General features: G+C 61.4%; 21 protein-coding genes. 2 read left to right on the forward strand and 19 right to left on the reverse strand.

What is annotated here, in order from left to right:
- Positions 1-16: 16 nt before the first annotated feature.
- The 3 genes from HX866_RS04865 to HX866_RS04875 are packed head-to-tail and all read right to left on the reverse strand — an operon-like array spanning position 17 to position 2,469.
- Positions 17-1,087 carry an FUSC family protein gene (locus tag HX866_RS04865; protein ID WP_177138301.1) on the reverse strand — a complete coding sequence of 357 codons (1,071 nt, stop codon included), beginning with the start codon at positions 1,085-1,087 and terminating at the stop codon, positions 17-19.
- Complete coding sequence (mdtN, locus tag HX866_RS04870) at positions 1,084-2,151, reverse strand: multidrug transporter subunit MdtN (protein ID WP_177138303.1); 1,068 nt, start codon at positions 2,149-2,151, stop codon at positions 1,084-1,086. Before mdtN ends, HX866_RS04865 begins: the two co-directional genes overlap by 4 nt.
- Before the next feature lie 15 nt (positions 2,152-2,166).
- Positions 2,167-2,469, reverse strand: a complete 303-nt coding sequence (locus HX866_RS04875; protein WP_177091460.1) for a YtcA family lipoprotein — start codon at positions 2,467-2,469, stop codon at positions 2,167-2,169.
- 206 nt (positions 2,470-2,675) lie between these two features.
- Between HX866_RS04875 and HX866_RS04880 the strand changes: the two genes are divergently transcribed.
- Positions 2,676-3,686, forward strand: coding sequence for an AraC family transcriptional regulator (locus HX866_RS04880; protein WP_177138311.1), 1,011 nt, complete (start codon positions 2,676-2,678; stop codon positions 3,684-3,686).
- A gap of 197 nt (positions 3,687-3,883) precedes the next feature.
- On the forward strand, positions 3,884-4,234 hold the full coding sequence (locus tag HX866_RS04885; RefSeq protein WP_177091462.1) for a BON domain-containing protein: 351 nt from the start codon (positions 3,884-3,886) through the stop codon (positions 4,232-4,234).
- Positions 4,235-4,333: 99 nt separating this feature from the next.
- Here HX866_RS04885 and HX866_RS04890 read toward each other — a convergent pair whose 3' ends face one another.
- The 16 genes from HX866_RS04890 to HX866_RS04965 all read right to left on the reverse strand — a co-directional run bounded on the left by HX866_RS04890 (position 4,334) and on the right by HX866_RS04965 (position 20,975).
- On the reverse strand, positions 4,334-4,723 hold the full coding sequence (locus HX866_RS04890) for a hypothetical protein (RefSeq protein ID WP_177091463.1): 390 nt from the start codon (positions 4,721-4,723) through the stop codon (positions 4,334-4,336).
- 98 nt (positions 4,724-4,821) lie between these two features.
- Entirely contained in the window at positions 4,822-5,760 is a 939-nt protein-coding gene (locus HX866_RS04895) for a helix-turn-helix domain-containing protein (RefSeq protein ID WP_177138312.1), read from the reverse strand.
- Positions 5,757-6,776: a hypothetical protein gene (locus HX866_RS04900; protein ID WP_177138314.1), complete on the reverse strand. Its 1,020-nt coding sequence runs from the start codon at positions 6,774-6,776 to the stop codon at positions 5,757-5,759. Before HX866_RS04900 ends, HX866_RS04895 begins: the two co-directional genes overlap by 4 nt.
- Positions 6,773-7,762, reverse strand: coding sequence for a DUF2157 domain-containing protein (locus HX866_RS04905; RefSeq protein ID WP_177138316.1), 990 nt, complete (start codon positions 7,760-7,762; stop codon positions 6,773-6,775). Before HX866_RS04905 ends, HX866_RS04900 begins: the two co-directional genes overlap by 4 nt.
- Positions 7,763-7,857: 95 nt before the next feature.
- On the reverse strand, positions 7,858-8,829 hold the full coding sequence (locus HX866_RS04910) for an oligopeptide/dipeptide ABC transporter ATP-binding protein (protein WP_177091468.1): 972 nt from the start codon (positions 8,827-8,829) through the stop codon (positions 7,858-7,860).
- A complete protein-coding gene (locus HX866_RS04915) occupies positions 8,829-9,818 on the reverse strand; it encodes an ABC transporter ATP-binding protein (protein ID WP_256344822.1) in 990 nt (329 codons plus the stop codon). The genes HX866_RS04910 and HX866_RS04915 overlap by 1 nt, the downstream gene beginning before the upstream one ends.
- 2 nt (positions 9,819-9,820) lie before the next feature.
- Positions 9,821-10,702: a D,D-dipeptide ABC transporter permease gene (ddpC, locus tag HX866_RS04920; protein ID WP_177091471.1), complete on the reverse strand. Its 882-nt coding sequence runs from the start codon at positions 10,700-10,702 to the stop codon at positions 9,821-9,823.
- A gap of 1 nt (position 10,703) precedes the next feature.
- Positions 10,704-11,720, reverse strand: coding sequence for an ABC transporter permease (locus tag HX866_RS04925; protein ID WP_177091473.1), 1,017 nt, complete (start codon positions 11,718-11,720; stop codon positions 10,704-10,706).
- A 75-nt stretch (positions 11,721-11,795) separates the two neighbouring features.
- The gene (locus HX866_RS04930) at positions 11,796-13,364 is read right to left on the reverse strand and encodes an ABC transporter substrate-binding protein (RefSeq protein ID WP_177138320.1); all 1,569 of its coding nucleotides are present in this window, start codon (positions 13,362-13,364) and stop codon (positions 11,796-11,798) included.
- Positions 13,365-13,571: 207 nt separating this feature from the next.
- Positions 13,572-14,111 carry a D-alanyl-D-alanine dipeptidase gene (gene ddpX / locus HX866_RS04935; protein WP_177138322.1) on the reverse strand — a complete coding sequence of 180 codons (540 nt, stop codon included), beginning with the start codon at positions 14,109-14,111 and terminating at the stop codon, positions 13,572-13,574.
- A gap of 36 nt (positions 14,112-14,147) precedes the next feature.
- On the reverse strand, positions 14,148-15,008 hold the full coding sequence (locus tag HX866_RS04940) for a MurR/RpiR family transcriptional regulator (protein ID WP_177091479.1): 861 nt from the start codon (positions 15,006-15,008) through the stop codon (positions 14,148-14,150).
- Positions 15,009-15,170: 162 nt separating this feature from the next.
- Positions 15,171-15,980: an isocitrate lyase/PEP mutase family protein gene (locus tag HX866_RS04945; RefSeq protein ID WP_177100721.1), complete on the reverse strand. Its 810-nt coding sequence runs from the start codon at positions 15,978-15,980 to the stop codon at positions 15,171-15,173.
- A 145-nt stretch (positions 15,981-16,125) separates the two neighbouring features.
- A complete protein-coding gene (locus tag HX866_RS04950) occupies positions 16,126-16,611 on the reverse strand; it encodes an Lrp/AsnC family transcriptional regulator (RefSeq protein ID WP_177091483.1) in 486 nt (161 codons plus the stop codon).
- 317 nt (positions 16,612-16,928) lie between these two features.
- Positions 16,929-18,212 (reverse strand): MFS transporter, encoded by a 1,284-nt coding sequence (locus HX866_RS04955; RefSeq protein WP_177138324.1) that lies wholly within the window; start codon positions 18,210-18,212, stop codon positions 16,929-16,931.
- A 153-nt stretch (positions 18,213-18,365) separates the two neighbouring features.
- A complete protein-coding gene (locus HX866_RS04960) occupies positions 18,366-18,572 on the reverse strand; it encodes an MbtH family protein (protein ID WP_177091487.1) in 207 nt (68 codons plus the stop codon).
- Between the two features lie 51 nt (positions 18,573-18,623).
- Complete coding sequence (locus HX866_RS04965; RefSeq protein ID WP_177138326.1) at positions 18,624-20,975, reverse strand: methyltransferase domain-containing protein; 2,352 nt, start codon at positions 20,973-20,975, stop codon at positions 18,624-18,626.
- Between the last annotated feature and the right edge of the window lie 12 nt (positions 20,976-20,987).

Below are 20,987 nucleotides of genomic sequence, written 5' to 3' on the forward strand. Positions count from 1 at the left end.
ACCGGCTGCCTGGGCCTCAAGCCCCGGCGGGTTCCGGCCACAGCCCGACATGGATCAAGGCGGTGACGCTGACGCCCAGCAGGATGCCCACCAGGCGATCACGAATTTCGCTCAGCTCGGTCATTGGCGCAAAATCTGCCAGCAGCGCCAGGGCAAAGCCGAAGACGATCTGGATCCCGGCATAACTGCTGCGCGGCGAGCCGGCGCTGACCCACGCAGCCAGGCCCAACACCGGCAGGCTCATCAGCAACAGGCCGACGATGCTGTCGATCTGCGGCACCACCCAGACCATGCACACCAGCGCCAGGGCGCTGCCGACCAGGCAGCCGAGGATGCGCAGCAGGCCTTTGTGCAGGGTTTTTTCCAGACTCGGCATGGCCGTGATCAGGCAGGTGAGCATGGCCGTGTGGATGCCGGGCCAGTCGACCGCGGTGTACAGCAGGTAGCACAGCAGCGCGGCGAGCAGGGTCTTGAAGGCGAATTGCAGATAGACCGGGTTTTCGAAGGCATCGGCCACCAATAACGGTGGCTTGGGCGCCCGTGACGTTGCGTCGGGTGGCGGTGCCGGCAGCAGCAGGGTGTTGACCGCCACGGTCACCAGCGTCGGATAGACAATCGCCACCCAGGCCCAGAGGCAGGCACGGGTCAGGGCTTCAGGATCGTTATTGAGGTCCACCTGGCTCTGGATATAAATGGTCACCAGGGCCACCACGAAGAACAGCGGACCGAGCCTGCAGGTGCGCATGAAAAACACGCTGACGAAAAACACCAGGCTGGCGCCGGTTATGCGCAGCAGCGGATAGTCGAAGGTGAATTTCAGCAGCAGGATCGCCAGGCCCACGGCCAAGGTGGCACTGACGATAAACAGCGTGCCGAGCATCTTGGTCAGGGCCACGCTCGATTGGGTCACGAAGAACACCAGCACCAGGGAGATCGACAGCAACGGCACCTGCAAGCTCATGGCGAGCAGGATCACGAGGGTGCAGGAGAGCAGATGCCGAAGCACCGCGTTCACCCGGCCGGGGCGCTCGCTCAGTTCCTCCTTGAGGATGTCCAGCAGCGACTGTCCCCCGGTTTCTCCGCTCATGGGGTTGTGGCCGTCGGCGTTTGTGTCGCGTCGCTGGCGGTGTTGATGACGGCGACGGCCGACGCCCCGAGGCGAAACGGCTGCAGGTCCGTGCCATTGACCCGGATGCGTACCGGAAAGCGTTGCGAAACCCGGACCCAGTTGATGGACCGTGCAACCTTGGGCAAGCCGTTGACATCACTGCCGCCATCGTCCGGGAACACACCGAAGCCGATGGAGTCGACGTTGCCGCTGAAGGTCCGGCGGGTATCGCTCATCAGGTAGACGGTGGCGGCGTCGCCAGGGTGCATATTTTTCAGCTCGGTTTCGCGGAAGTTCGCCACCACATACCAATGCCCGGTATCGATCAGGCTGAACACCGACTGGCCCGCCGAGGCGAACTGGCCGGCGGTGGTCTTGAGGCCCACCACACGGCCGTCGAACGGCGCGCGAACAGTGCTGTACTCGACGTTCAGTGCCGCACGGGCGATCTGCGCTTCAATCACCGCCCGATGGGCGACCTGGGCGTCAACGCCGCTGACCGCAGTGCTGGCCTGGCGCGCTTGCAGTTGGCTGACATTGAGTTGCGACAAGGCGCTGCGCCTGGAGGTGCGGGACTGGTCGATGGCTTCGGCGGAGATATAACCATGTGACAACAGGGCTTCCTGGCGCCTGAGGGTGTCGCCGCTTTGCTTGGCCTGGGCCTGGACCCGCTCGATTTCGGCATGGGCGGCCTCGGCGTTCAAGCGTTGGGCGGCTATCTGCCGTTCGTTCAGGCCGATCTGCCGATCCAGTTCCACCAGCGACGCCTTGGCCTCGTCCAGCGCCGTCTGGTAGGGGCGCGGATCGATGCGCATCAGCACATCTCCCTGATGGACCTGCTGGTTTTCCCGCACCGGCAACTCGACGATACGTCCGCTGACCTGTGGGGTGACATTGACCGTATCGGCATAGGCGTAGGCGTCGTCGGTGCGCGGTTGCGCATCCAGCCGGGCGATGACCCAGAGCAACAGTCCCAGGGCCGCGATGCAGAGCGCGCCAATGAGCAGTCGACGAGGAGAGTGGGGTGAGGAGTGTGTTTGCATGGGGAAACGCCCGGGTTAGAAAAAGATCAGCCAGCTCAACAGCGAAAAAACCAGGGCCAGCAGTGGGTAGCTCAGCACCCATGGCTGCAGCCATGGGGTACGCTGTGTCCTGAGCAGCACGGCCCTGACCAGAAAGGTCAGCAGGACGCCGCCGATCGCGCAAAACAGCCAGTCCGGGAAGTAGGCGCCGATCACGCTGATCGACGGTGGTTGTGTACAGCCGGCCAGGGTCAGGCAGGCCAGTGCGCCTGCCAGCGCTTTTGCGCAGCAGGGCGAGCGTCTGTCTGTATAGCGGACGCAGGGAGGGCGGGTATTCATCACGGTCGAGGCTCGGTCAGATGGGCAAAATGGAGAGCGCCGCCGACGGCTGGTGCCCGGATCGAAGCGGGCGAGTGTTGCGCGGTCTTTCGTTGGCGATAGTTTAGAGAGGGCGCCAGGGGTGAACATGATCTGTTCGGCCATATTATTGATAGGGAGTGCACTGTGATCGACCTTGGGTTCCTTTCGGTGGAGTCGACGCGCGAGTGAATAATCAACAGCGCAGTATCAGCGGTGCGCTGATCATGGCGAGGGTCGGACTCGAGCGTGGACTGTCGAGCGTGGACTTTCTCGCAGGCTCGGGACTTGAGTCCGCTGACCTGGAAAGCCCGACCCGCATTATTTCTTTCGAGCAGGAATTTCGCCTGATCCGCAACCTGCTCAAGCACTGTGGGCGCGTCACCGGCCTGGGCCTGGAAGTGGGCTCGCGCTATCGCTTCACTTCATTGGCCGCACTGGGTTTTGCCTTGGTCAGCAGTTCCACGTTGCGCGATGCTTTTTCACTGATTCCGTATTACTCGGAGTTGAATGCCAGCCTGGTGCGCGTGGTGATCGAGGCCAAGGCGACGGACCTGCGGATCGAATGCGAGGAAAGCGATATCCCCCTGGATTTACGCCCGTTCATCGTCGAACGCTCCTTTGTCGCCGGGTTGAGGATTGCCGGCGATCTGCTCGGCCGCACGGCGATACCCCGGGCCATCGAGTTCAGCTTTGCCGAACCGGCCGATGTGGCGCTCTATCAGCAATTCACCGGCGTGCACCCGCGCTTCAATGCGCCGAAAAGCGCCCTGGTCTTCAGCCAGGTCGACGCCGATATCCTGCTGGCGTTGGCCGATCCCCTGGCGCTGCATATCGCCCATGATCAGTGTCGACGGGGGTTGCCGGTCGGGCCGAAGAGCGGCGGGTTGGCCGGGCGGGTGCGCGAGTTGCTGGCCGCGCAACCGGCCGCCATGCCGGCCATGGGGCCGCTGGCTGCAACCCTGTGCATGTCGGTGCGGACCTTGCGGCGCCGCTTGCAGGAGGAGGGCGCGACCTATCTCGGCTTGTGCGACGAAGTGCGCGAGGCCATGGCCGAACGTTTGCTGACGGGCTCGCGGCTGCAGATCGAGCAGATTGCCGAGGCCTTGGGGTATTCGGAGTCCGCCAGCTTTATCCATGCGTTCAAGCGCTGGACGGGCGAATCACCCCATGCGTTTCGCCAGGCCCGCGCCCGGTAGGCAGCCCAATCGGCTGGGTTGCCCAGCGGCCGATCAGACGGTCTGTCGCGATGATTCGGCGCCCGCTGGGCGCCTGCCGCCGTCTTTGCGGGGCGGCGCACTATAATTAATCCGTGTCAGTGTGGCGGTGGCGCGTACTCCATCACCGCGCCCAAGGAGTGAACAGTACGTCTGAAGGCTCGACAGAGGGTTCTGCCATGAAAAACCATTCCTTGCAGCATTACTCCCACGACCTGGGTATGGCCGTGCACGACACGTGGACCACCGCCCGGGTCAAATCCGCCCTGGCCATGGCGGACTCCGCGCAAAGCGTGCATATCCATGTGAAAACCCATGCCGGTACGGTGGCGTTGAGCGGTCGGGTGCTGACCCATCGCCAATGCGAACGGGTGATTGAGTTGGTTCGCGCGGTGCCTGGCGTGGTTGAAGTGGATGCCCATGGGCTGCTGACCCATGTGTTTATGCCCGCCAGCTCGATGCAGGCGCCCGATGCCGAAGAGGCCAACGAGTACCGGCCGCCGTTGCCGCGTCGCGAGGATGACCAATAGCGCCGTTGATGCATCCATGGCAGGGTCGGTGCTGGTCAGTTGATCCTGCTTCGCTGTTCCCAGTGTCAGCCCTGGCGTGACACCGGCTACGTTGCGGCTTCAGATCGCAGGGGCAGGCCTGTGTCGAACGCTGGACACGAGCGCCCAAGCGGTGAAGATCTCCACCACTGCCGCCGACAAGATGCCCGGCCCTGCGTGACCCGCCCACATTTCGCCCAGGCCCAGCGCCGCCAGCACAGCGCAGGTCAGGGCGAAGCCATCGGCTACCGCTGTTCGGGTGGCGGAGGGTGGGGCGCTGCGCAACCGCGCCAGCATCAGGGCGATGCCTAGAAATAGCGCGGCCGAGCGCCGCGCCAGCAAACCGGTTGATTCGCTGTAGCCGACACTCCAGCTTTGCAGCAGAAGCTCTGGGACCCACATCCAGATCAGGGTCAGCGCCAGGCACAATGCACCAACCCAGGTACAAACGGTATGAAATCGAAGTGTCATTTCAGGGGGCGGCCGATCCGCCTAGGAGTGGAGTAGATCCCGAAGATATCCGGGCAATCCGGCGCCGTATTGAATGTTTCGGACAAACTGGAGAGGCCCTAGGTCCAGATGCGATAGACCCAGAAGCTTTCATGATTCAGGTTGCGCTTCAATTCGTCCGGACTGAATCCGGTGAAGCGGCGCAGCTCCCGGCACAGGTGGGGTTGGTCGGAGAAGCCGTTGTCAGCCGCCAGTGTCGACCATGCTGGAGCCGCACCCAATGCACCTGGATTCGCCGCCAGTAGCACTTCTTCGAGCCGACCGATGCCACGCAGTTGCCGCAATGTCTGCCCGGTCCAGGTCTTGATTCGCCTGTCGACCTGTCGTTCGCTCTGGCCTCTGCCCTGCACGGTGGCGCGCAAGGCCACATCGCTGGACCAGGCGGCCAGGCGGTAGGCACGGGCCATTGCCGTCGAATAGGGGCGCGTGATCAGCGCCGAGGGCTCTTTTGCTGTGGCTGATTGGGCTGCCGCCCAGCGCGGCCCGAGAAAGGCCTCGATCAAGCGGATCCGCGCCCCATCGTCCGGGGCCGTCAGTACCGCGTGTGCCATGTCCTGCCAGTTTGAGTCGAACAGCGAGGCGAACGGGCTGTAACCGTTGATGTGCGGCATGACCTCCAGGCCGCTGAGCGCTCGCAGGGCATCGGGATAGATCAGCAGCGTGAAGAACTGGACCTCGCCGCTGTTGTGGCTGACCGAAGGGCGTGTGTGGGGGCCTGAAAACACCACGGGCAAGGACCTGTGGTCAGTGGGCTGGGTATCGTCTGGCGCTGGCACACGAGAGTCCTGACCGCGAATGAGCCAGACGATGACGCAGGTGGAGGTGGGCGGGAAGTGATTGCGCCGCTCCTCCGGGGTCAGGGCGGCGGCCTCTTCGGTGCTGCGCGAGAGATAGGCGCGGATGCAGCCAGCCAGGGCGGGTTGGGGGGCATACAAGGCGCTGTGAGTCGCGCCGGATACGCCGTGTATTTCTTTGACCAGCCGATGTTCGTCCGTCATCGGCTCAGGCGGCGTTTCTGCCGCTCGGACTCCAGCCAGATCACCAGCGCCAGCAGGCTGCCACCCGCTATCAGCAAACTCATCAGCCAACCCAGGGTCTCGGCGATCCGGGTGAAGAACAGCGTGTAGAACTGGATGATGAAAAAGGTCGAGCCATAGCCCACCAACATGCCGAAACGCAAACGAATACCCAGTGCCAGAAGCCCCAGGCTGACCAGCGCCCAGATCACGTTGTACATCACCAGTTCGCCGGCATCGGCCAAGTGCCAGGGACCATCAATCAGCTCATAGCTGCCAAACAGCGACAGCAGCCACAGGGCCATTTCGGCGACAAACAAGCCGCAGGAAATCCACACCTTGGCAAAGCCGCCATAACGCCCCAGCCAACCGGCCTCGGCGCGTAAGTGCAGCACGCCTGCGGCGATCAACGCGACCGCGGCACCGAGAAAACGTAGCGGGTAATTCATCCCGAACCAGTAGGCACCCCAACCGGATTCATAGCCGCTGCGACCCCCAAACCAGGCAAAGAACAGCACGCTGCAAAGGGTCAACAGCAAGACGTTGTTCAGGGCGTAACTGAGGACCAGCAGTATCAGCAGATCAACCAGCAGCAGCGCCGGCCAGTTGCCCGAGCCGTCCGAATAGATCATGCCCAGCACCACACTGGTGCCGATCAGGGCGAAGCCGCCGAGCAACTCAAGGGTGCCGCCGAACAGTTTCAGCTGTTTGCCGATCAGCCAGCGCCCGGCGATAAACAAGCCCAGGGTGACCAGCGTCAGGCTGACGGCCAGTTTCGGCAAGGTGAACGCCAGGTGTTCGCGCAGAAACAGCAGCAAGCCCGCCGCCAGGCTGATCGCGCCAAAGATCAGGAACCAGCGGCCCAGGGATCGCCAGTCCCAGCGCGTCAGCACATAACGCTCGCCTATGCGGGCGTGTTCGTCGAGGTCGATCTGGCCGTCTCGCAGCCATTGATCCAGGGCGTTGTGCACTTGCTGATTACGCTGATCCGGGTTCATTGTGAGGCTCCCTTGGCGCGCAGGGCCAGGCGTTCAAACGACCAGCCCAGTAACAGCCCGATGATCCCGCCTACCGCGAAAAACATGGCAACGCTTAAACGATCCCATGAGTACTCATAAAAACGGGTATACAGGTCGATGCCGAGGAACACCACGGCGAAACCGGTGAAACTCGGATGTTTGAAGCGCGCGCCGACCACCAGTTGTGCGATGGCCACCAGGGTAAACAGCAAGGTCCAGGTGCGTGTGTCGCTGCCCAAGTCGTCGAGGCTGAGAAACCAGAGGGAGCAATTGAGATAGAGCAGCCCGAAGATCACATACAGCCGGCCGAACCCGCAGAAACGGCGCAACTCACGCGCCTCGGCCAATTGGTGACATAAACCCAGTACCGCCGCCAGCGCGGCAATGACCGCCATCGAACGCGGGTCCTGGATATCGAAAAAATAGCCGCCGTGCCCGCCATACCGTCCCCAGGCTCCCAGCCCATGGAACGCACACAGCAGGCCGAGGAGAAGCGGCCAGCGCAGACGATAACGGTAGGCGGTGAAGACGCTCAGGACCGCCGTGACCAGCAGCGCCAGCGGCACATTGCCAAGCTCTCCCAGGTCATTGTCCGAAGAGCCCAGCAACAGGCTTGCGCCAATAAGCATCAGGCCGATGGTCAGGATCGCCACCCCGGTGACGGGCGTTCGTTGAGCCGGATCGCGGGCCATCCGCACGCCCACCCACCACAAGCCGACACCGGCGCAGAAGAACAGCATGGCCCCGACCATCACCGACTGGCTGAACAGGCTCAAGCCTCCCAGCACCGCCATGCCGATCAGCAGGACTGCGCCGATTCCCAGCCATTGCAGTACGCTGGACAACAGCTGGCCAGGCTGCTCGTAGGGTGTGCTCAGGCGCTTGCGGGTTTCGGCATCGATCAGGCCACGGTGATGCCAGTTGGCAATTTCGTGAACCAGCAGCTGCTTTGTTGTTTTTCTCATGGTGTCAGGGATCCGTGACGTGAAAATCCAATGGCCTGCAGAACATTAGTGTCATTCTCAGCACAGGACGTCACATTTTGAAAACCGAATCCGGGTCAACCTTGCACATGGCACCTGACCCGCTGCGGCTCCTCTCCCAGCAATGCTTGCGGTTTTTCACAGCCGGCGCTGCACACACTGCATCGCTCACGAAAGAAACAGCCCTGCGGAAGGCGGCGGTTGCCCGGCAATTCGGTCGGCGCCGCCACCTGTTCCGCCTGCAAGGGCACGCCGAGTCGCGGCACCGCTTCCAGCAGCAGACGGGTGTAAGGATGGCGTGGCTGTTCCAGCACCTGGGTGGCGCTGCCCAACTCGACGATCTGCCCCAGGTACATCACCGCGACCCGATCCGCCATGTGCCGCACGACCGAGACGTTGTGGGAAATCAGAATGTAGGTCAGGTTGCGGGCCCGTTGCAGTTGCGCCAGCAGATTGAGGATTTGCGCCTGCACCGAGATGTCCAGCGCCGAGGTCGGTTCGTCCAGGACAATGATGTCCGGGTCTGACGAGAGGGCGCGGGCAATGGCGATCCGTTGGCGCTGGCCGCCGGAAAACTGGTGGGGGAAACGGTCCAGGTATTCCGGGCGTATGCCGACCTGGGACGCGACCCTGGCGGCGATATCGCGCATGTGTGCACGCGGTGCATGACCCCGGGCGTATAACGGCTCGGTGATGATTTTCCAGATCGGCAGGCGTGGATCAAGTGAGGATTGCGGGTCCTGGAACACGATCTGTACGTTGCTGTTGCCCTTGCCGTCGGTACGAGCGGCCCAGTTCAGTTGGCCGCTGCTCGGCGCCACCAGGCCCATCAACAACTGGGCCAGGGTGCTTTTGCCGCAGCCCGACTCACCGACGATGCCCAGGGTTTCGCCGGCCCTGACCTGAAGGTCGATGCCATTCAGCGCGTGGGCGTAACCCCGTGGTCGGCCGAGCCAGTCGTTGCTTACGGGGAAACGTACACGCACATCGTCGAGCCGGAGAATCTCGGGGGCTCCTTCGGTAACGGCGTGAATCACGGCACTGTTCATCACGAAAGCTCCTTGACCGGTAACCAGCACGCGCTTTTACGGTGCTCATTGCCGTTGATGGGGTTGAGGCGCGGACGCTGGGCGCAGACCGGCATGCTATGCGGGCAGCGTTCCTCGAAGGTGCAGCCTGTGGGCAGGGAGGCCAGGTTCGGCACTTGTCCGGGGATGGTCATCAGCGGTTGCCCCGGCTCGACCATCTCGGGCAGACCGCTCAGCAACCCCTGGGTATAAGGGTGCTGCGGATTGCCCATCACTTCGGCGGTACGACCCTGCTCGACCACGGCCCCGGTGTACATCACATAAACCCGGTCGCAGAACTGCGACACCAGGGCCATGTCGTGGGTGATCAGCAAAATGGCGGTGCCTTTCTGCCGGGCCTTCTCCCTGAGCAGCAAGAGCACTTGGCGTTGCACGGTCACGTCGAGGGCGGTGGTCGGTTCATCGGCGATCAGCAGTTGCGGTTCGCAGGAGAACGCCAGCGCGATCATCACCCGTTGGCGCATGCCGCCGGACAGCTCGAACGGATAGCTTTCCAGCACTTGTTCGGGGCTGGCGATATGCATGTCCCGCAGCAGTGCGATGGCCTTGAGACGAGCTTGGGCCGCGCTGATCTTCTGGTGATGGATGATCACGTCGAGCATTTGCCGACCGATGCGCCGGGTCGGATTAAGGGCCGTCATCGGCTCCTGGAAAATCATCGCCGCATCGCGGCCACGGATTTGCAGCAGTTCCTTTTCAGAAGCCGCCAGCATGTCGCGATCCAGCATGCTCAGGCTGCCGGCGGTGATGCGATAACTGCGTTCGGGCAGCAGGCGCATGCTGAGCATCGCCGTGACCGACTTGCCCGAGCCGGACTCGCCGACCACGCCGACGATCTCGCCGGGATTGATGTGCAGCGAGACGCCGTTCAACGCCTTGACGTTGTTCTTGTAGGCCGGGAATTCCAGGCTCAGGTTATCGATGGCCAATACGGGAGTGGTGGTGGGCATGGTCATTTCCCCTGTTGCCGTGGGTCGAGCAGATCGCGCACGCCATCGCCCAGCAGGTTGAAGCCGGTGGCGGTGATCAGAATCGCCAGGCCGGGAAAGGTGGAATACCACCAGTTATCCAGGATGTAGTTGCGCCCGGTGGCAACCATCGCGCCCCATTCGGCGGTCGGCTGTTGCGCCCCCAGGCCGATAAAACCCAGTGCCGAAGCCATGAGAATGGCGCTGCCGATATCCAGGCTCAGTTGCACCAGCAGCGGCGGCATGGCGTTGCGCGCCACGTGCCAGTGCACCAGGTGCCAGCGACTGGCGCCGAAGGTCTGGGCGGCCTTGACGTAGCCCATCTGGCGGATGCTCAAGGCCTGGCCGCGGGCCAGCCGGACATAGGAGGGAATCCGCACCAGGGTGATCGCCAGCATGGCGTTGAACAGGCTGGCACCCAAGGCCGCGGCCAGGGCCATGATCAGCACCAGGGATGGCACCGACAGCATGATGTCCATCAGGCGCATGATCAGCGCGTCGAAACGTCCGCCGATTACCCCGGAAAAACAGCCGAGCAAACCACCGATCAAGCAAGACGCAAAGGCCACGAACAGGCCGACCCCCACCGACTGTTGGCTACCGAACAACACGCGGCTGTACAGGTCGCGGCCGACTTCATCGGTACCGAACCAATGCTCGGCGGACGGCGGCATCAGGCGCGCGGCGAGGTCCAGTGCGTTGGGGTCGTGGCTGGCCAGCCATGGGGCGAAGATCATGCACAGCAAGACGATAAAGGTGATCGCCAGGCCGGCCATGGTCAGCGGGCTGCGGCGGATCTGGTAGGCCAGGTAGGCGAGCTTTTCGCGCCAGCGGGGGCGTTGTGCGGTTGTCAGGGTCAAGGACATTTCAATTCACCTCGCCGATGCGTGGGTCGATCACGCGGTACAACAGATCGATGGCCATGTTCAGCAGCACATAGATGAACGAAACCAGAATCGCGAAGCCCATCACCGCCGGGAAGTCCAGGGACTGGATCGACTTGACCACATAGGCACCCATGCCGGGCCAGGCAAAGACGGTTTCGGTCAGGACGGCGCCGTACAGCAAGTCACCCAGGGTCAGCCCGAGTACGGTCACCGAAGGGATCAGGGCGTTGGGCAGGGCATGACGCAGCACGACGCTCCAGCGCGACAGGCCATAGGCGCGAGCGGTACGGATGTAGTCTTCGGCCAGTTGATCGAGCATGGCGGAGCGGATCTGTCGGGCGACCACGCCCAGGGTCACGAAGCCCAGGGTTGCGGCGGGAAGAATCAGGTGTTGCAGCACATCGAGAAACAGGCTGCTGTCGCCGGCAATCAGCGAATCGATCAGGTAAAAACCGGTAAAGGTCGGCGGTGGCGCGAGCCCTTCGGATAATCGGCCACCTCCGGGCAACCAGCCCAGTTGACCGTAGAACAGCACAATCGCGCCCAGCCCGAGCCAGAAGGCCGGGGTGGAAATGCCGGTGACCGCGAGCGTGCGGGCGATCTGGTCAACGGCCCGGTTGTGATAGACCGCCGACAGGACCCCCAGCGGCACGCCCACCAGGATCGCCAGGAGCAGCGCCACCAGAGCCAGCTCCAGGGTGGCCGGGAAGAATGCCTGCAGGTCTTCGAGCACCGGACGGTTGGTGCGGATCGAGGTGCCCAGGTCGCCATGCAGCAGGTCCAGCAGGTAACGGCCGTATTGTTGATACAACGGCAGGTCCAGTCCCAGTTGGTGACGGATGCCGGCCACCAGTGCATCGCTGGCACGATCGCCGGCGATCAGTCGGGCCGGATCGCCGGGAATCAGATGGGAAATTGCAAATGTAATCAGCGAAACACCGAACACGACCAATACCAGGCCGAACAGGCGCTTGCGCAACAGAGTCAGGAAGGCCATTTGGCACCTCAGTTACGGCAACGACGAGAATCAGACGCCGCGCCGACCCTGAATGGCCGACGCGGGGGAGCAGGTTTACTTGCTCATGCTGCCCAGGTTGAAGACCTGTTCGAGCATCGGGTTGAACACGTAGCCTTTGACCGAATCACGCATCGGCAAGGTGTAGCTCTTCTGATAGAGGTAGGCGTAGACGCTGTCCTTGAGCACCATTTTCTGTGCGCTCTGGTACAGCTCGACGCGCTTGGCGGTGTCGCTGGTGGCAGCGGCTTCGCGGATCAGCTTGTCGACTTCGGGGTTGCTGTAGAACGAGCGGTTGCCTTGCAGGCCCTGCATCTTGGAGTCGAACCAGAAGTTCATGAACATGTAGGGGTCGGCAAAGTCGGGGCTCCAGGCGCCCGAGGCAATGTCGTAATCGGCCTGGCCGACGCGCTCACGCAGGGTCGCGTTGGCGAGCTTTTCCATCTTGAGGTTGATTCCCAGTGGGGCCAGTGCGGCTTGCAGCGTCAGGCCGATCGGTTCCCAGTTGGGATCCTTGTCCGAGTACATGTAGCTGAGGGTGGTGATTTTCTGCGGGTCCTTGGCCAGGCTGTCCTTGGCGGCGGCGAGGTCCTGTTTCATCGGCGGCAACGAACTGTCGTAGGCCCACATGCCGTCCGGGATCGGCCCGTTCATCAATTTGGCCTTGTCCTTGAGGATGCCTTTGACGATGCCGTTGTAGTCGACGGCCTGGGTTATCGCCCGACGGGCATCGACGCTGGCCAGCGGACCTTTCTTGTTGTTCAGGTACAGGTAGGTCACCCGCAACGACGGGAATTCCCTGACCACCACGCCGGACTTCTTGGCGAGCGCGCCGAGCTGGTCTTCGGGCATGTCTTCGATGATGTCCAGGTCACCGTGTTCCAGTTGCAGACGACGCACGGAAGGCTCGGCGATGATCTTGACGACCACGCTTTTCAGCGCGGGCTTGGGGCCGGCGAAGTAGGTGTTCGGCTCCAGGGTCAAGGACTGGCCTTTCTGCCAGTTGCTCAGGCGGAAGGGACCGGAGCCCGCGGTGTGGCTGGACAGCCAGGCATTGACGTCGGCTGTCTTGGTCACCACGTCCGGGTTGATGATCGAGGCGCCGTTGTGGGCCAGGGTAAACAGGAACGGTGCAAACGGCGTTTTCAGGGTGAAACGGATGGTCTGCGGATCGACCACCGCCACGACCATGTCCTCGGGGAAGGCACCGGACGGCCCTTGCTTGAGGGTCATCAGGCGATCAAAGGAAAACTTCACCGCAGCGGCATCCACCGGGGCGCCGTCATCGAACTTGTTGCCCGGCTTGATCTTGAACTCCCAGACCAGGTTGTCCGGGGAAACGGTCCAGCTTTCGGCCAGGTCGCCCTGGACTTCGGTGCTGCTTTTATCGCCCTCGACCTTGTAACCCACCAGACGCTGGTACGACGGATAGGTAATGGTCCAGTCGTTATTGTCAAAGGTCACGGCGGGATCGAGGGTCTGCGGGTCGGCGGGTTTGCCGATCACCAGCGTGTCTTTGGGGATGGCCGCCGTTGCGGCCTGCCAAGCCCCCAGGCTCAAGGCGCTGCAGAGGACGCTCAGCAGCAGTTTGCCGGGCTTGCGGGTCACGGTGTTCGTTGGGTTCATGCCGGTTTCCTTGATCATTCGATGTATGGAAGTTCGTCAGGTTTTTTATAAAAGCTATAACCGGGCAGTTGCAGGTGAAGCATAAATAACGCTGTTTTATTGTTGTTTTCAGCCACACCCAAGGTGGCTGTGCTGTGTCGCTTGCGAGACTCTGTGGTTTCGTCAGTGCTGGCGTTGCGCTTCGATTGGGTTTTTCAGGGCCGTGGTTTACGCCTCCTCCAACAGTGGGTAATCGTCGGCATTCGGTAGTTCGTAATGCCACCATTCCGTATCGATCGCCTGGAACCCGGCGCCGAGCATGATCCCCAGCAACAGCAGGCGATTGCGTTGCACATTGGCGGGCAGGTCGGGGTAGAACTGATGGGAGCGTTCTTCCATGGCGTCGAAGGCGGTGCCCATATCCAGCGGCTCGCCATCAGCGTCCACCAGGGTCAGGTCCACGGCCACGCCACGGCTGTGGTGGGAACCCAGGTGCGGATCGCGCACGTAGTCGTTGTTGGGCAGCACCTCCCACAACAGATACTGGGCGTAGGGCGGGCGATAGGCGTCATAGATGCGCAGGGTCAATCCGGCCAGGCGCGCTCGTTGGCTGGCCTTGTTCAGGCAATCGGCGGCTTGGCGATGCAGCAGGCAACGGGCCGTCGGGTAGATCACCTTTCCAGCCAGGTTGTCTGCGCTGGCGTAGATCAGGTCGATTTGTACCTGGTAACGCTGGGCATCAATCTCTACAAGGGGGCTGTTGTTCACACAAACACTCCAGTTGGGATGTGCAGAGGCAGTGGGTCAGCCTTCGAATTGACCGAAGGCTTTTTGCAATTGACGGTTCTTGGCCAGGCGTTCATCGAGACCCTCGCCGTATTTTTCCGCGACGGCCGAAACCACCAGGTTCAACAGGCAGGCCAGCGGGGCAGGGGAGTCCCAGAACTGCCCGACATCGGTTTTCAGCTGCAGGAGATCCAGCGGATAGTCCCGGGCCCACGGGCATTGCAGGTCGGTGATCAGGGCCAGCGGCAGGTTGTTGTCCGTCGCTGCGTCGCAGAAAGTCTGGGTCACGCTGGAGTAAGCGCGGAAGTCGGCAATGATCGCGTAGGGATTGGCGAAGCCGGAATTCAGGGTTTCCGCGTAGATACCCGACAGGCCATCGACGTAGTAGACCTTGGGGCGAATGTATTCGAGGTGGCTGTGGAATGCGGTGAGAATCCCGCGGGTCGATTGAATCCCGAGAATGAACACGGCATCGGCTTCATGGATGCGTTGCACGATCCTGGCAAAGGCCTCGCTGCGTGCCAGGCCGTAGGCGTGCTGGATGGCTTCGATTTCGCGCGTCATGGAGCGGTCGAGGGCATCGTCCTGGTTGCTCTCGGCGCGAAAGGCGGCAATCCGGTCGGTGATCAGCCAGGAGCTCGGCGCTTCACCGCGCAGGCTTTTTTTCACCTCATCGAGATTACGGTAACCCAGGGAGCGTAAAAAGCGCCCCACGGAAATCCCGGTGGTGGAGGCTTGTTGCGCAATGCTGTCGGCCGACTCGAAGGGCAGCTGTTCCGGGTTGCCCAGCAGGTAGCTGGCAATGCGTTTGCCGGTGGGGGTCAGGCTGGAAAACTGTTGCTCCAGTCGCTGAAGAAAGCTGTTCTTTTCCGTGGACATAGCGGTAAGCCGGAGTTGTTATGTTTATGTCATTTATCTGTCTGTTGTTATAAACATAACATCGGCGTTCGAAGCAACACAACGTCTTTTTCAGACGATCTCACTGGGGGCCGTCAGGTTTTGTGTGCAGACGGGGTCGATGACCCCGTCCGGGAACCGCGATTACTCGGTTTTTGCCGCCATCAAGGCGTTCAGTTCGCCGTAGGTATGGGCTTTCAAGGCGTGGGTATCGAGTTGGCCGTTGTCCAGGAAGCTACGGACCAATGTGCCCATGGCGCCGTGCAGGAACTCGGCGATGCTCGATCCCGCGCTGAGGCGCCTGACGCCCAGGCGCTTCAGTTCATCGGGGGAGGCCAGGCCGTCCCGGGACAACAGGTTGACCGGCAGTGGGGTGGCCCGGCAGATCGCGGCAATTTCGTTCGAGTCGACCACGCCGGCGGCAAACAGCCCATCCGCCCCGGCGCCGGCATACAGTGCGGCGCGTTTCAGCAGTTCTTCAAGACGCTGCTCGGCGGGGAACAGGTTCTTCAGATAGACGTCGGTCCGTACGTTGATGAACAGCTTGACGCCCGTCTGATTGGCCACCTTTCTCGCCACATCGATCTTGCGCACGAGCAGTTCTGGAGAGCCCAGGCCGTCTTCGATATTGACCCCGACCGCTCCGGCGGCGATCACGGCGTTGATCACCTGGCCGACCTGTTCCAGGTCATCCGAGTAGCCGCCTTCGATATCCACCGTGAGCGGTACGCTAAGTACTCGTGCCATCGACTTGACGGTGGTGCTCAGCAGGTCGAGCGGCAACTGGTTGCCATCCTGATAACCGTGGGACCAGGCCATGGCGGCGCTGCTGGTGGCCACCGCCTTGCCGCCCAGGCGTTCGACGATGCGTGCACCGCCGGCATCGGCGACATTGGCCAATACCAGCAGTCCATTCTGATGCAGGCTGTGAAAAGCGTTATCCAGTGCGGTCATGACCATTCAACTCCTTTGAAAATGATGGTTTGAATAACAAGGGGCGGCGCCGTGGGGCCGGTTATTACAAGGTTGGATTGGCTAGGCAGTCGTTGCCAATGATGCACGATGTCCTGGCAAGGCAGGCCGGGAGGGGCGAGCTGTTTCAGGTATAGGCAGACAAGGGGATGATCTTTGAGTCATACACTTCGCGAAGTGTGATCGATGTTCTGATTTGCGTAATGCAGGGAATCTTGCGCAGCGTCTTTTCAATAAAGACTGTATATAAGGCAATACTTTTACATACTATCTTTACCAGGAAATCATAGTCGCCCGTCACGTTGTAAAGGGCCACGACCTCCGGGCACAAGGTGATTTTTTCTTCCAGCTTGCGGGTGACTTCTTCGGTGTGCGAGTCAACAGAAAGATGAACGAAGGCGGTGACTTCGAAGCCCAATGCTTCCTTGTTGAGCATGGCTTGATAGCCCTGGATGAAACCCTCTTCTTCAAGGCGTTTCAGACGGCGCCAACACGGTGTTTCACTCATGGAAAGCACTTCCGCAAGTTTCGATGTGGTGGTCAGACAATTAGCCTGCATGATACTCAAGATCTTTAAATCTATTGCATCAAGCGCCATAGAGTTCTTTTTCAAAAACAGAATCCTTTCTAGGTTGCATCGGCAAGTACAGCGTCCATCTTCATTACGATGCCATTGATTTTTAGGTGATGCAATTTTTTTTCAGGAGGGTGGGCAGGCGATGACCGAAAGGGGTCTTGTATGTCACTTGGAGGTTACAAAATGTCGCCCAAACAACCGTTGAAGTCATGGGGGACTAGAGGGGGAGAACGTTAACGCGAGTTATTGATACAAAGTGCTAATACTGGGGACACACAGGTGGCCCCAGGGGCTCGATTATTGACCCGGAGCGATGGGCCCGGTCCGGGCCTTTGTCAGGAGCATGGGCCCTCTCAGGCCTGTGCGCCATTGGTGCTCATCTCTCCGGCTGCGGGAGTCGCGCCCTGACGGCTCGCGGCTCGGGCGAGAAGCGGGGTGGCAATACCGGCCAGGGCAAAGACGATTGCCAGCCCGACCCATCCGGTGGAGCCGTTTTCCACGACGGCGATGGGCAATATCCCCGGGAAAATGACCGTCATCAGATTGGCCCCCAAGGCATAGACGCTCAAGTAGTAGGCGCGATTCTCGGCCGGCGACAGGTAATACGAAATGCCCCAGGCGCCCGCGCATTGCCAGAGCTCGCCGAACGTCATCACCACACAGGCGAACAACAGGATGCCGGCCACCAGGTAGGAAGGTTGCTCTGCCGTGGTGAAGGCCACCAGTGCACAGGAAAGTGCCAGCGTGATCCCCGCGTACAGGTGCTTGCGGGCCGCATAGAGCACCTCATTGCCGCGCCTGCTGAAAGCCAGTTGCAGGGTAATGGCCATGATGCCGTTGATCACCAGAATGATGCCGATCAAGGCCTTGGGGGCCTGGGTCTTGGTCAGCAACCACAGGGGAATGGCGATGGTCATGACCGCCTGATGCAACGACAGGATGCCATTGCACAGCGAGAGCGACAGGAAGTTCAGGTTCTTCAACGGATGGGCGGGCGCCGTCACGCGCTCGGTTTCTGCCGGTTCCTTGGGGGCGGAGTGAGGCAGCTTGGCGGTGATCAGCACGACGGCGGAAATCAGGAACGCCAGTGCGTTGGCGATCAGCAGGCCAATCACCGGGCCCGAGCCGCTGGTGAAACTGACCACGATGGAAAACACCCCGGCGGCAAGCATATAGGCGACGTTTCTGACGATCGCCACCTTGGACATTGTCTTCACATAGGCGTCGGCTTTGACCGCGGAACCCACCAGGGTCTGGATGATGGGCCAGACGGCTTGCTCGACGCAGCCGATAAAGCAGGCAATCAGCAGGAAGGTGTAGAACTCGTTGACGAAGGGATAGATTAAAAACCCCGCCATGCGCCAGAGCTGCAAAAAAGCCAGGACACGGGCGGCGCCGAGGCGATCCGCCAGGCGGCCGATGGGCACCGCACAGACCAGGCCGCACAGACCGGCCAAGGCCAGGCCGATGCCGACTTCGACGTTACTCAGGCCAACGACCTGGGTATAAAAAAAGGTGGCGCCGGCGAGAAAAAGCCCGCGGCCGGCGGCATCGACGAAGGCGATAAGCAGGAGCAGAAGGGAGGCTCGGTCGTCTGAAACGGGGGCCTTTTCAGAGACGTGGTTGCGCACGGACATCCGGCTATTCCTTTAGATAAAAACGTGTGCCCTTCCTCCAGATCCCGGCAGATGACGGGATCGGGGCAGGAGGGCAGACCACGGGATTGAACATTGCCTTGCCTGGCAGAGGGGCGTGATTGTCGATGACAACCCCTCTGCGCGGCAACCGACTCAAGCCTGCAGGCGTTGCTGCAGACTCAGGGGGCGCATGTCGGTCCAGACTTCCTTGATGTGTTCGAGGCACTCGGACTTGCTGCCGCGTTTTCCCGCCAGGCGCCATCCGCCCGGCAGCGGGCGGTCGGCGGCCCAGATGGAGTACTGTTCTTCAGCGTTGGCGACGACCAGATAAACGTCGTGGTCTTTTTCTTCAGTGGTCATGGTTGAACTGCCTTGGAATTGAAGGTGACGGGTTTTGATAAGGCCTGATCGTCAAACTTTTCTGATGATCAGCATGTACATCTGGCCGTGCAGGTTTGGAAATTTGGCTTTGAAGGCAAGGTCCATATCCAGCAGGTTCCGAATTCTGTCAGGGCCGTCCTGCTGCAGGTCGAGTTCATAGCCCAGGGATTCCGGGAGCAGGCCCACACCCCTGATTTCTTCGACGACGAAGCCTTGCGCGGTGGCAATCTTGCGGACGTCGGCGCGGCTGATCGCGTTCTGGCGCATCAACTCTTTCTGTTCGTGAGAGTAGATGGAGAGGTAGGTCAGGTGCGGGCATTCGATGTCCCAGGTCGAGATGACGCAGAACCCGCCGGGCACCAGGCAGCGATGAATTTCCGACATGACGGTGGGGAAGTCTTCCCGGGGGAAGTGTGCCGCCGTGCCCATCATGCAGGTGATGAGATCGAACTGGGTGCTCTCGAACGGCAATGCCCTGGCGTCGCCCTGATGGAAGTTCGGGTTGAGTGCGCCGTTGCTCTTCTGCCGGGCGTATTCCACCGCCATGGGTTCCAGGTCGACGCCAAAGGCCTGGATGCCTTGTTGGGCCAGCAAGGTCGGGTAGCGGCCGGTGGCTGCACCGATATCCAGGCTTTTGCTGAACGGGCCGTAATGCTTGATGCAATCGAGCATGTTGACCAGTTCCAGGGACTTCTTCGCTTCGTCTTCAGGAACCGAGCAGTCGTAGCGCATATACGCGGCGACGTCGTAGTCGAGCTTGGCATCGGCAACCTTGTCGACGCTGTCCAGGGCGAACTCGGAGATGACCGAGAGCAAGCGCTGGCGGTGTTCGGCCACCGAGGTCAGTTCCGTGGTCCGCGGGTGCGCGGCACTGTCTTCGGCCGCCAGGTCGAAACCCCGTTGCGAGACCGGGCTGAGCAGTTCGAGAATCAGGCTGCCATACCAGTCCTTGTCTTCGCCGCCGGATTGGGTCGTGAGCGACGCAAGCGGGTTGTTCAGGCTCTGCAGCCGGGCGCAGACATCGAGATAATTGGGGTTGAGGGTAAACACCACCTCGTAGTATTTCTGCGCTTCAGTGACGGAGCCTTGTTCCTCATGGATGCGGCCCAGGGTGTAGAGGGTTTTTTTCGCCTCTTCGGTAACGGTCAGCTCCCGTGCCCGACGGAACGCCGATTTGGCCGCAAAAGGCAGGCCCGCCTTGAGAAAGCTTTCGCCGGCGAGGGTGAAGCTTTTCAGTTTCATCCGTTCATCCTGGCCGGCCCAGGTGAAGTGCCGTGCGGCTTGATGCCACTCCTGGCGTTTCTGGTGGGCCTGGGCCAGGAGGAAATGGCTGGTGTAGTGCTTGGGGAAGAGCTGCACGTCTTCGCTGAGCAGTTTGATGGCGAGTTCTTCCAGGGTGTCCTTGCCCAGCTTCAGCGGTCCTTCATCCAGCCAGTTCACGGCATATTCGCTCAGGCCGGTCTGACCGAGGCTGGCGAGGATTTCGTTGACCGCGAAAAGCTGTTCCGCGACGCTGTCCAGGCGTTCGGCACCGGTCTGCAAGAGGCTGATGTGGTCGTTGTGGGCATCATGGGCATGGTTGGCGAGCAGTTTGACGGTGCCGTCGGTGCAGCCTGAAACAATGATCGAACCGTTTTCCGAAATGGCCAGCGCCCAGACCTCGCCATCCACTTGGCGGGACCAGAGGGGTTTCCCCAGGCGGTTGAACAGATGGATCTTGCCGTCCAGCGAGCCGACGGCTGCCGTACCACCCTGGGAGATCGCAACGCTGGCAGTGCGGGCATCTTGATCCAGCACGCCGAGCACCCGGTCCTGGGTCGCCAGGAAGGTGTCGGTAGGGCGCGAATCTTCCAGGTGCTGGTCCAGGGGCTGGCTGAGCTGGTAAGTATTGTCCGCCCGCGTGACGAGGTGGTGCGTCTGGTTTTTGCAGAGGATCGTCAGGCGGCTGCCATCCGCCGAGAGCGCAAGGCCGTAGACTGGCGATTCCAGCTCGGCGCTGAACAGTTCCTTGCCGTGGGCATCGAAGAGATAGGCGGTGCCGGTTCCATCCGACGTGCGCTGGGTGCCCACCGCGACTTGATGAGTGGCGCAGATCGCCGTGGCGGTGACTTCATCGGCAAACCGATGGGACCAGCGCAACTCGCAGTCACGGGACAGTACTGTCAGGTTGCGGTTTTTACAGGCGACGGCGAGCAAGGCGACGTCCGCCGTGGTCGAGAGGCTGACGACTGCGGAACCGAAGTTTCGGCTCCAGAGTTCGTTGTAGGGGGTTTCCAGAAAAAGCGGGCTCGGATGCGCGGCTTCGCTCAAGCCATGGGCCACGATTGCGGACGTTCTTTGCGCTCTTGCCGGGGTGTAGACATCAGTGTTGAAGTTGGTCATGGAATTTCCTTA

Source organism: Pseudomonas gingeri (assembly GCF_013386165.1).
Lineage (GTDB): Bacteria > Pseudomonadota > Gammaproteobacteria > Pseudomonadales > Pseudomonadaceae > Aquipseudomonas > Aquipseudomonas gingeri_C.

What these genes read in the sequence shown, in the direction of transcription:
- HX866_RS04865 (WP_177138301.1), bottom strand. Translation starts at nt 1,087, where the DNA reads ATGAGCGGAGAAACCGGGGGACAGTCGCTGCTGGACATCCTCAAGGAG.
- mdtN (WP_177138303.1), bottom strand. Translation starts at nt 2,151, where the DNA reads ATGCAAACACACTCCTCACCCCACTCTCCTCGTCGACTGCTCATTGGC.
- HX866_RS04875 (WP_177091460.1), bottom strand. Translation starts at nt 2,469, where the DNA reads ATGAATACCCGCCCTCCCTGCGTCCGCTATACAGACAGACGCTCGCCC.
- HX866_RS04885 (WP_177091462.1), top strand. Translation starts at nt 3,884, where the DNA reads ATGAAAAACCATTCCTTGCAGCATTACTCCCACGACCTGGGTATGGCC.
- HX866_RS04890 (WP_177091463.1), bottom strand. Translation starts at nt 4,723, where the DNA reads ATGACACTTCGATTTCATACCGTTTGTACCTGGGTTGGTGCATTGTGC.
- HX866_RS04895 (WP_177138312.1), bottom strand. Translation starts at nt 5,760, where the DNA reads ATGACGGACGAACATCGGCTGGTCAAAGAAATACACGGCGTATCCGGC.
- HX866_RS04900 (WP_177138314.1), bottom strand. Translation starts at nt 6,776, where the DNA reads ATGAACCCGGATCAGCGTAATCAGCAAGTGCACAACGCCCTGGATCAA.
- HX866_RS04905 (WP_177138316.1), bottom strand. Translation starts at nt 7,762, where the DNA reads ATGAGAAAAACAACAAAGCAGCTGCTGGTTCACGAAATTGCCAACTGG.
- HX866_RS04910 (WP_177091468.1), bottom strand. Translation starts at nt 8,829, where the DNA reads ATGAACAGTGCCGTGATTCACGCCGTTACCGAAGGAGCCCCCGAGATT.
- HX866_RS04915 (WP_256344822.1), bottom strand. Translation starts at nt 9,818, where the DNA reads ATGCCCACCACCACTCCCGTATTGGCCATCGATAACCTGAGCCTGGAA.
- ddpC (WP_177091471.1), bottom strand. Translation starts at nt 10,702, where the DNA reads ATGTCCTTGACCCTGACAACCGCACAACGCCCCCGCTGGCGCGAAAAG.
- HX866_RS04925 (WP_177091473.1), bottom strand. Translation starts at nt 11,720, where the DNA reads ATGGCCTTCCTGACTCTGTTGCGCAAGCGCCTGTTCGGCCTGGTATTG.
- HX866_RS04930 (WP_177138320.1), bottom strand. Translation starts at nt 13,364, where the DNA reads ATGAACCCAACGAACACCGTGACCCGCAAGCCCGGCAAACTGCTGCTG.
- HX866_RS04940 (WP_177091479.1), bottom strand. Translation starts at nt 15,008, where the DNA reads ATGTCCACGGAAAAGAACAGCTTTCTTCAGCGACTGGAGCAACAGTTT.
- HX866_RS04945 (WP_177100721.1), bottom strand. Translation starts at nt 15,980, where the DNA reads ATGACCGCACTGGATAACGCTTTTCACAGCCTGCATCAGAATGGACTG.
- HX866_RS04955 (WP_177138324.1), bottom strand. Translation starts at nt 18,212, where the DNA reads ATGTCCGTGCGCAACCACGTCTCTGAAAAGGCCCCCGTTTCAGACGAC.
- HX866_RS04960 (WP_177091487.1), bottom strand. Translation starts at nt 18,572, where the DNA reads ATGACCACTGAAGAAAAAGACCACGACGTTTATCTGGTCGTCGCCAAC.
- HX866_RS04965 (WP_177138326.1), bottom strand. Translation starts at nt 20,975, where the DNA reads ATGACCAACTTCAACACTGATGTCTACACCCCGGCAAGAGCGCAAAGA.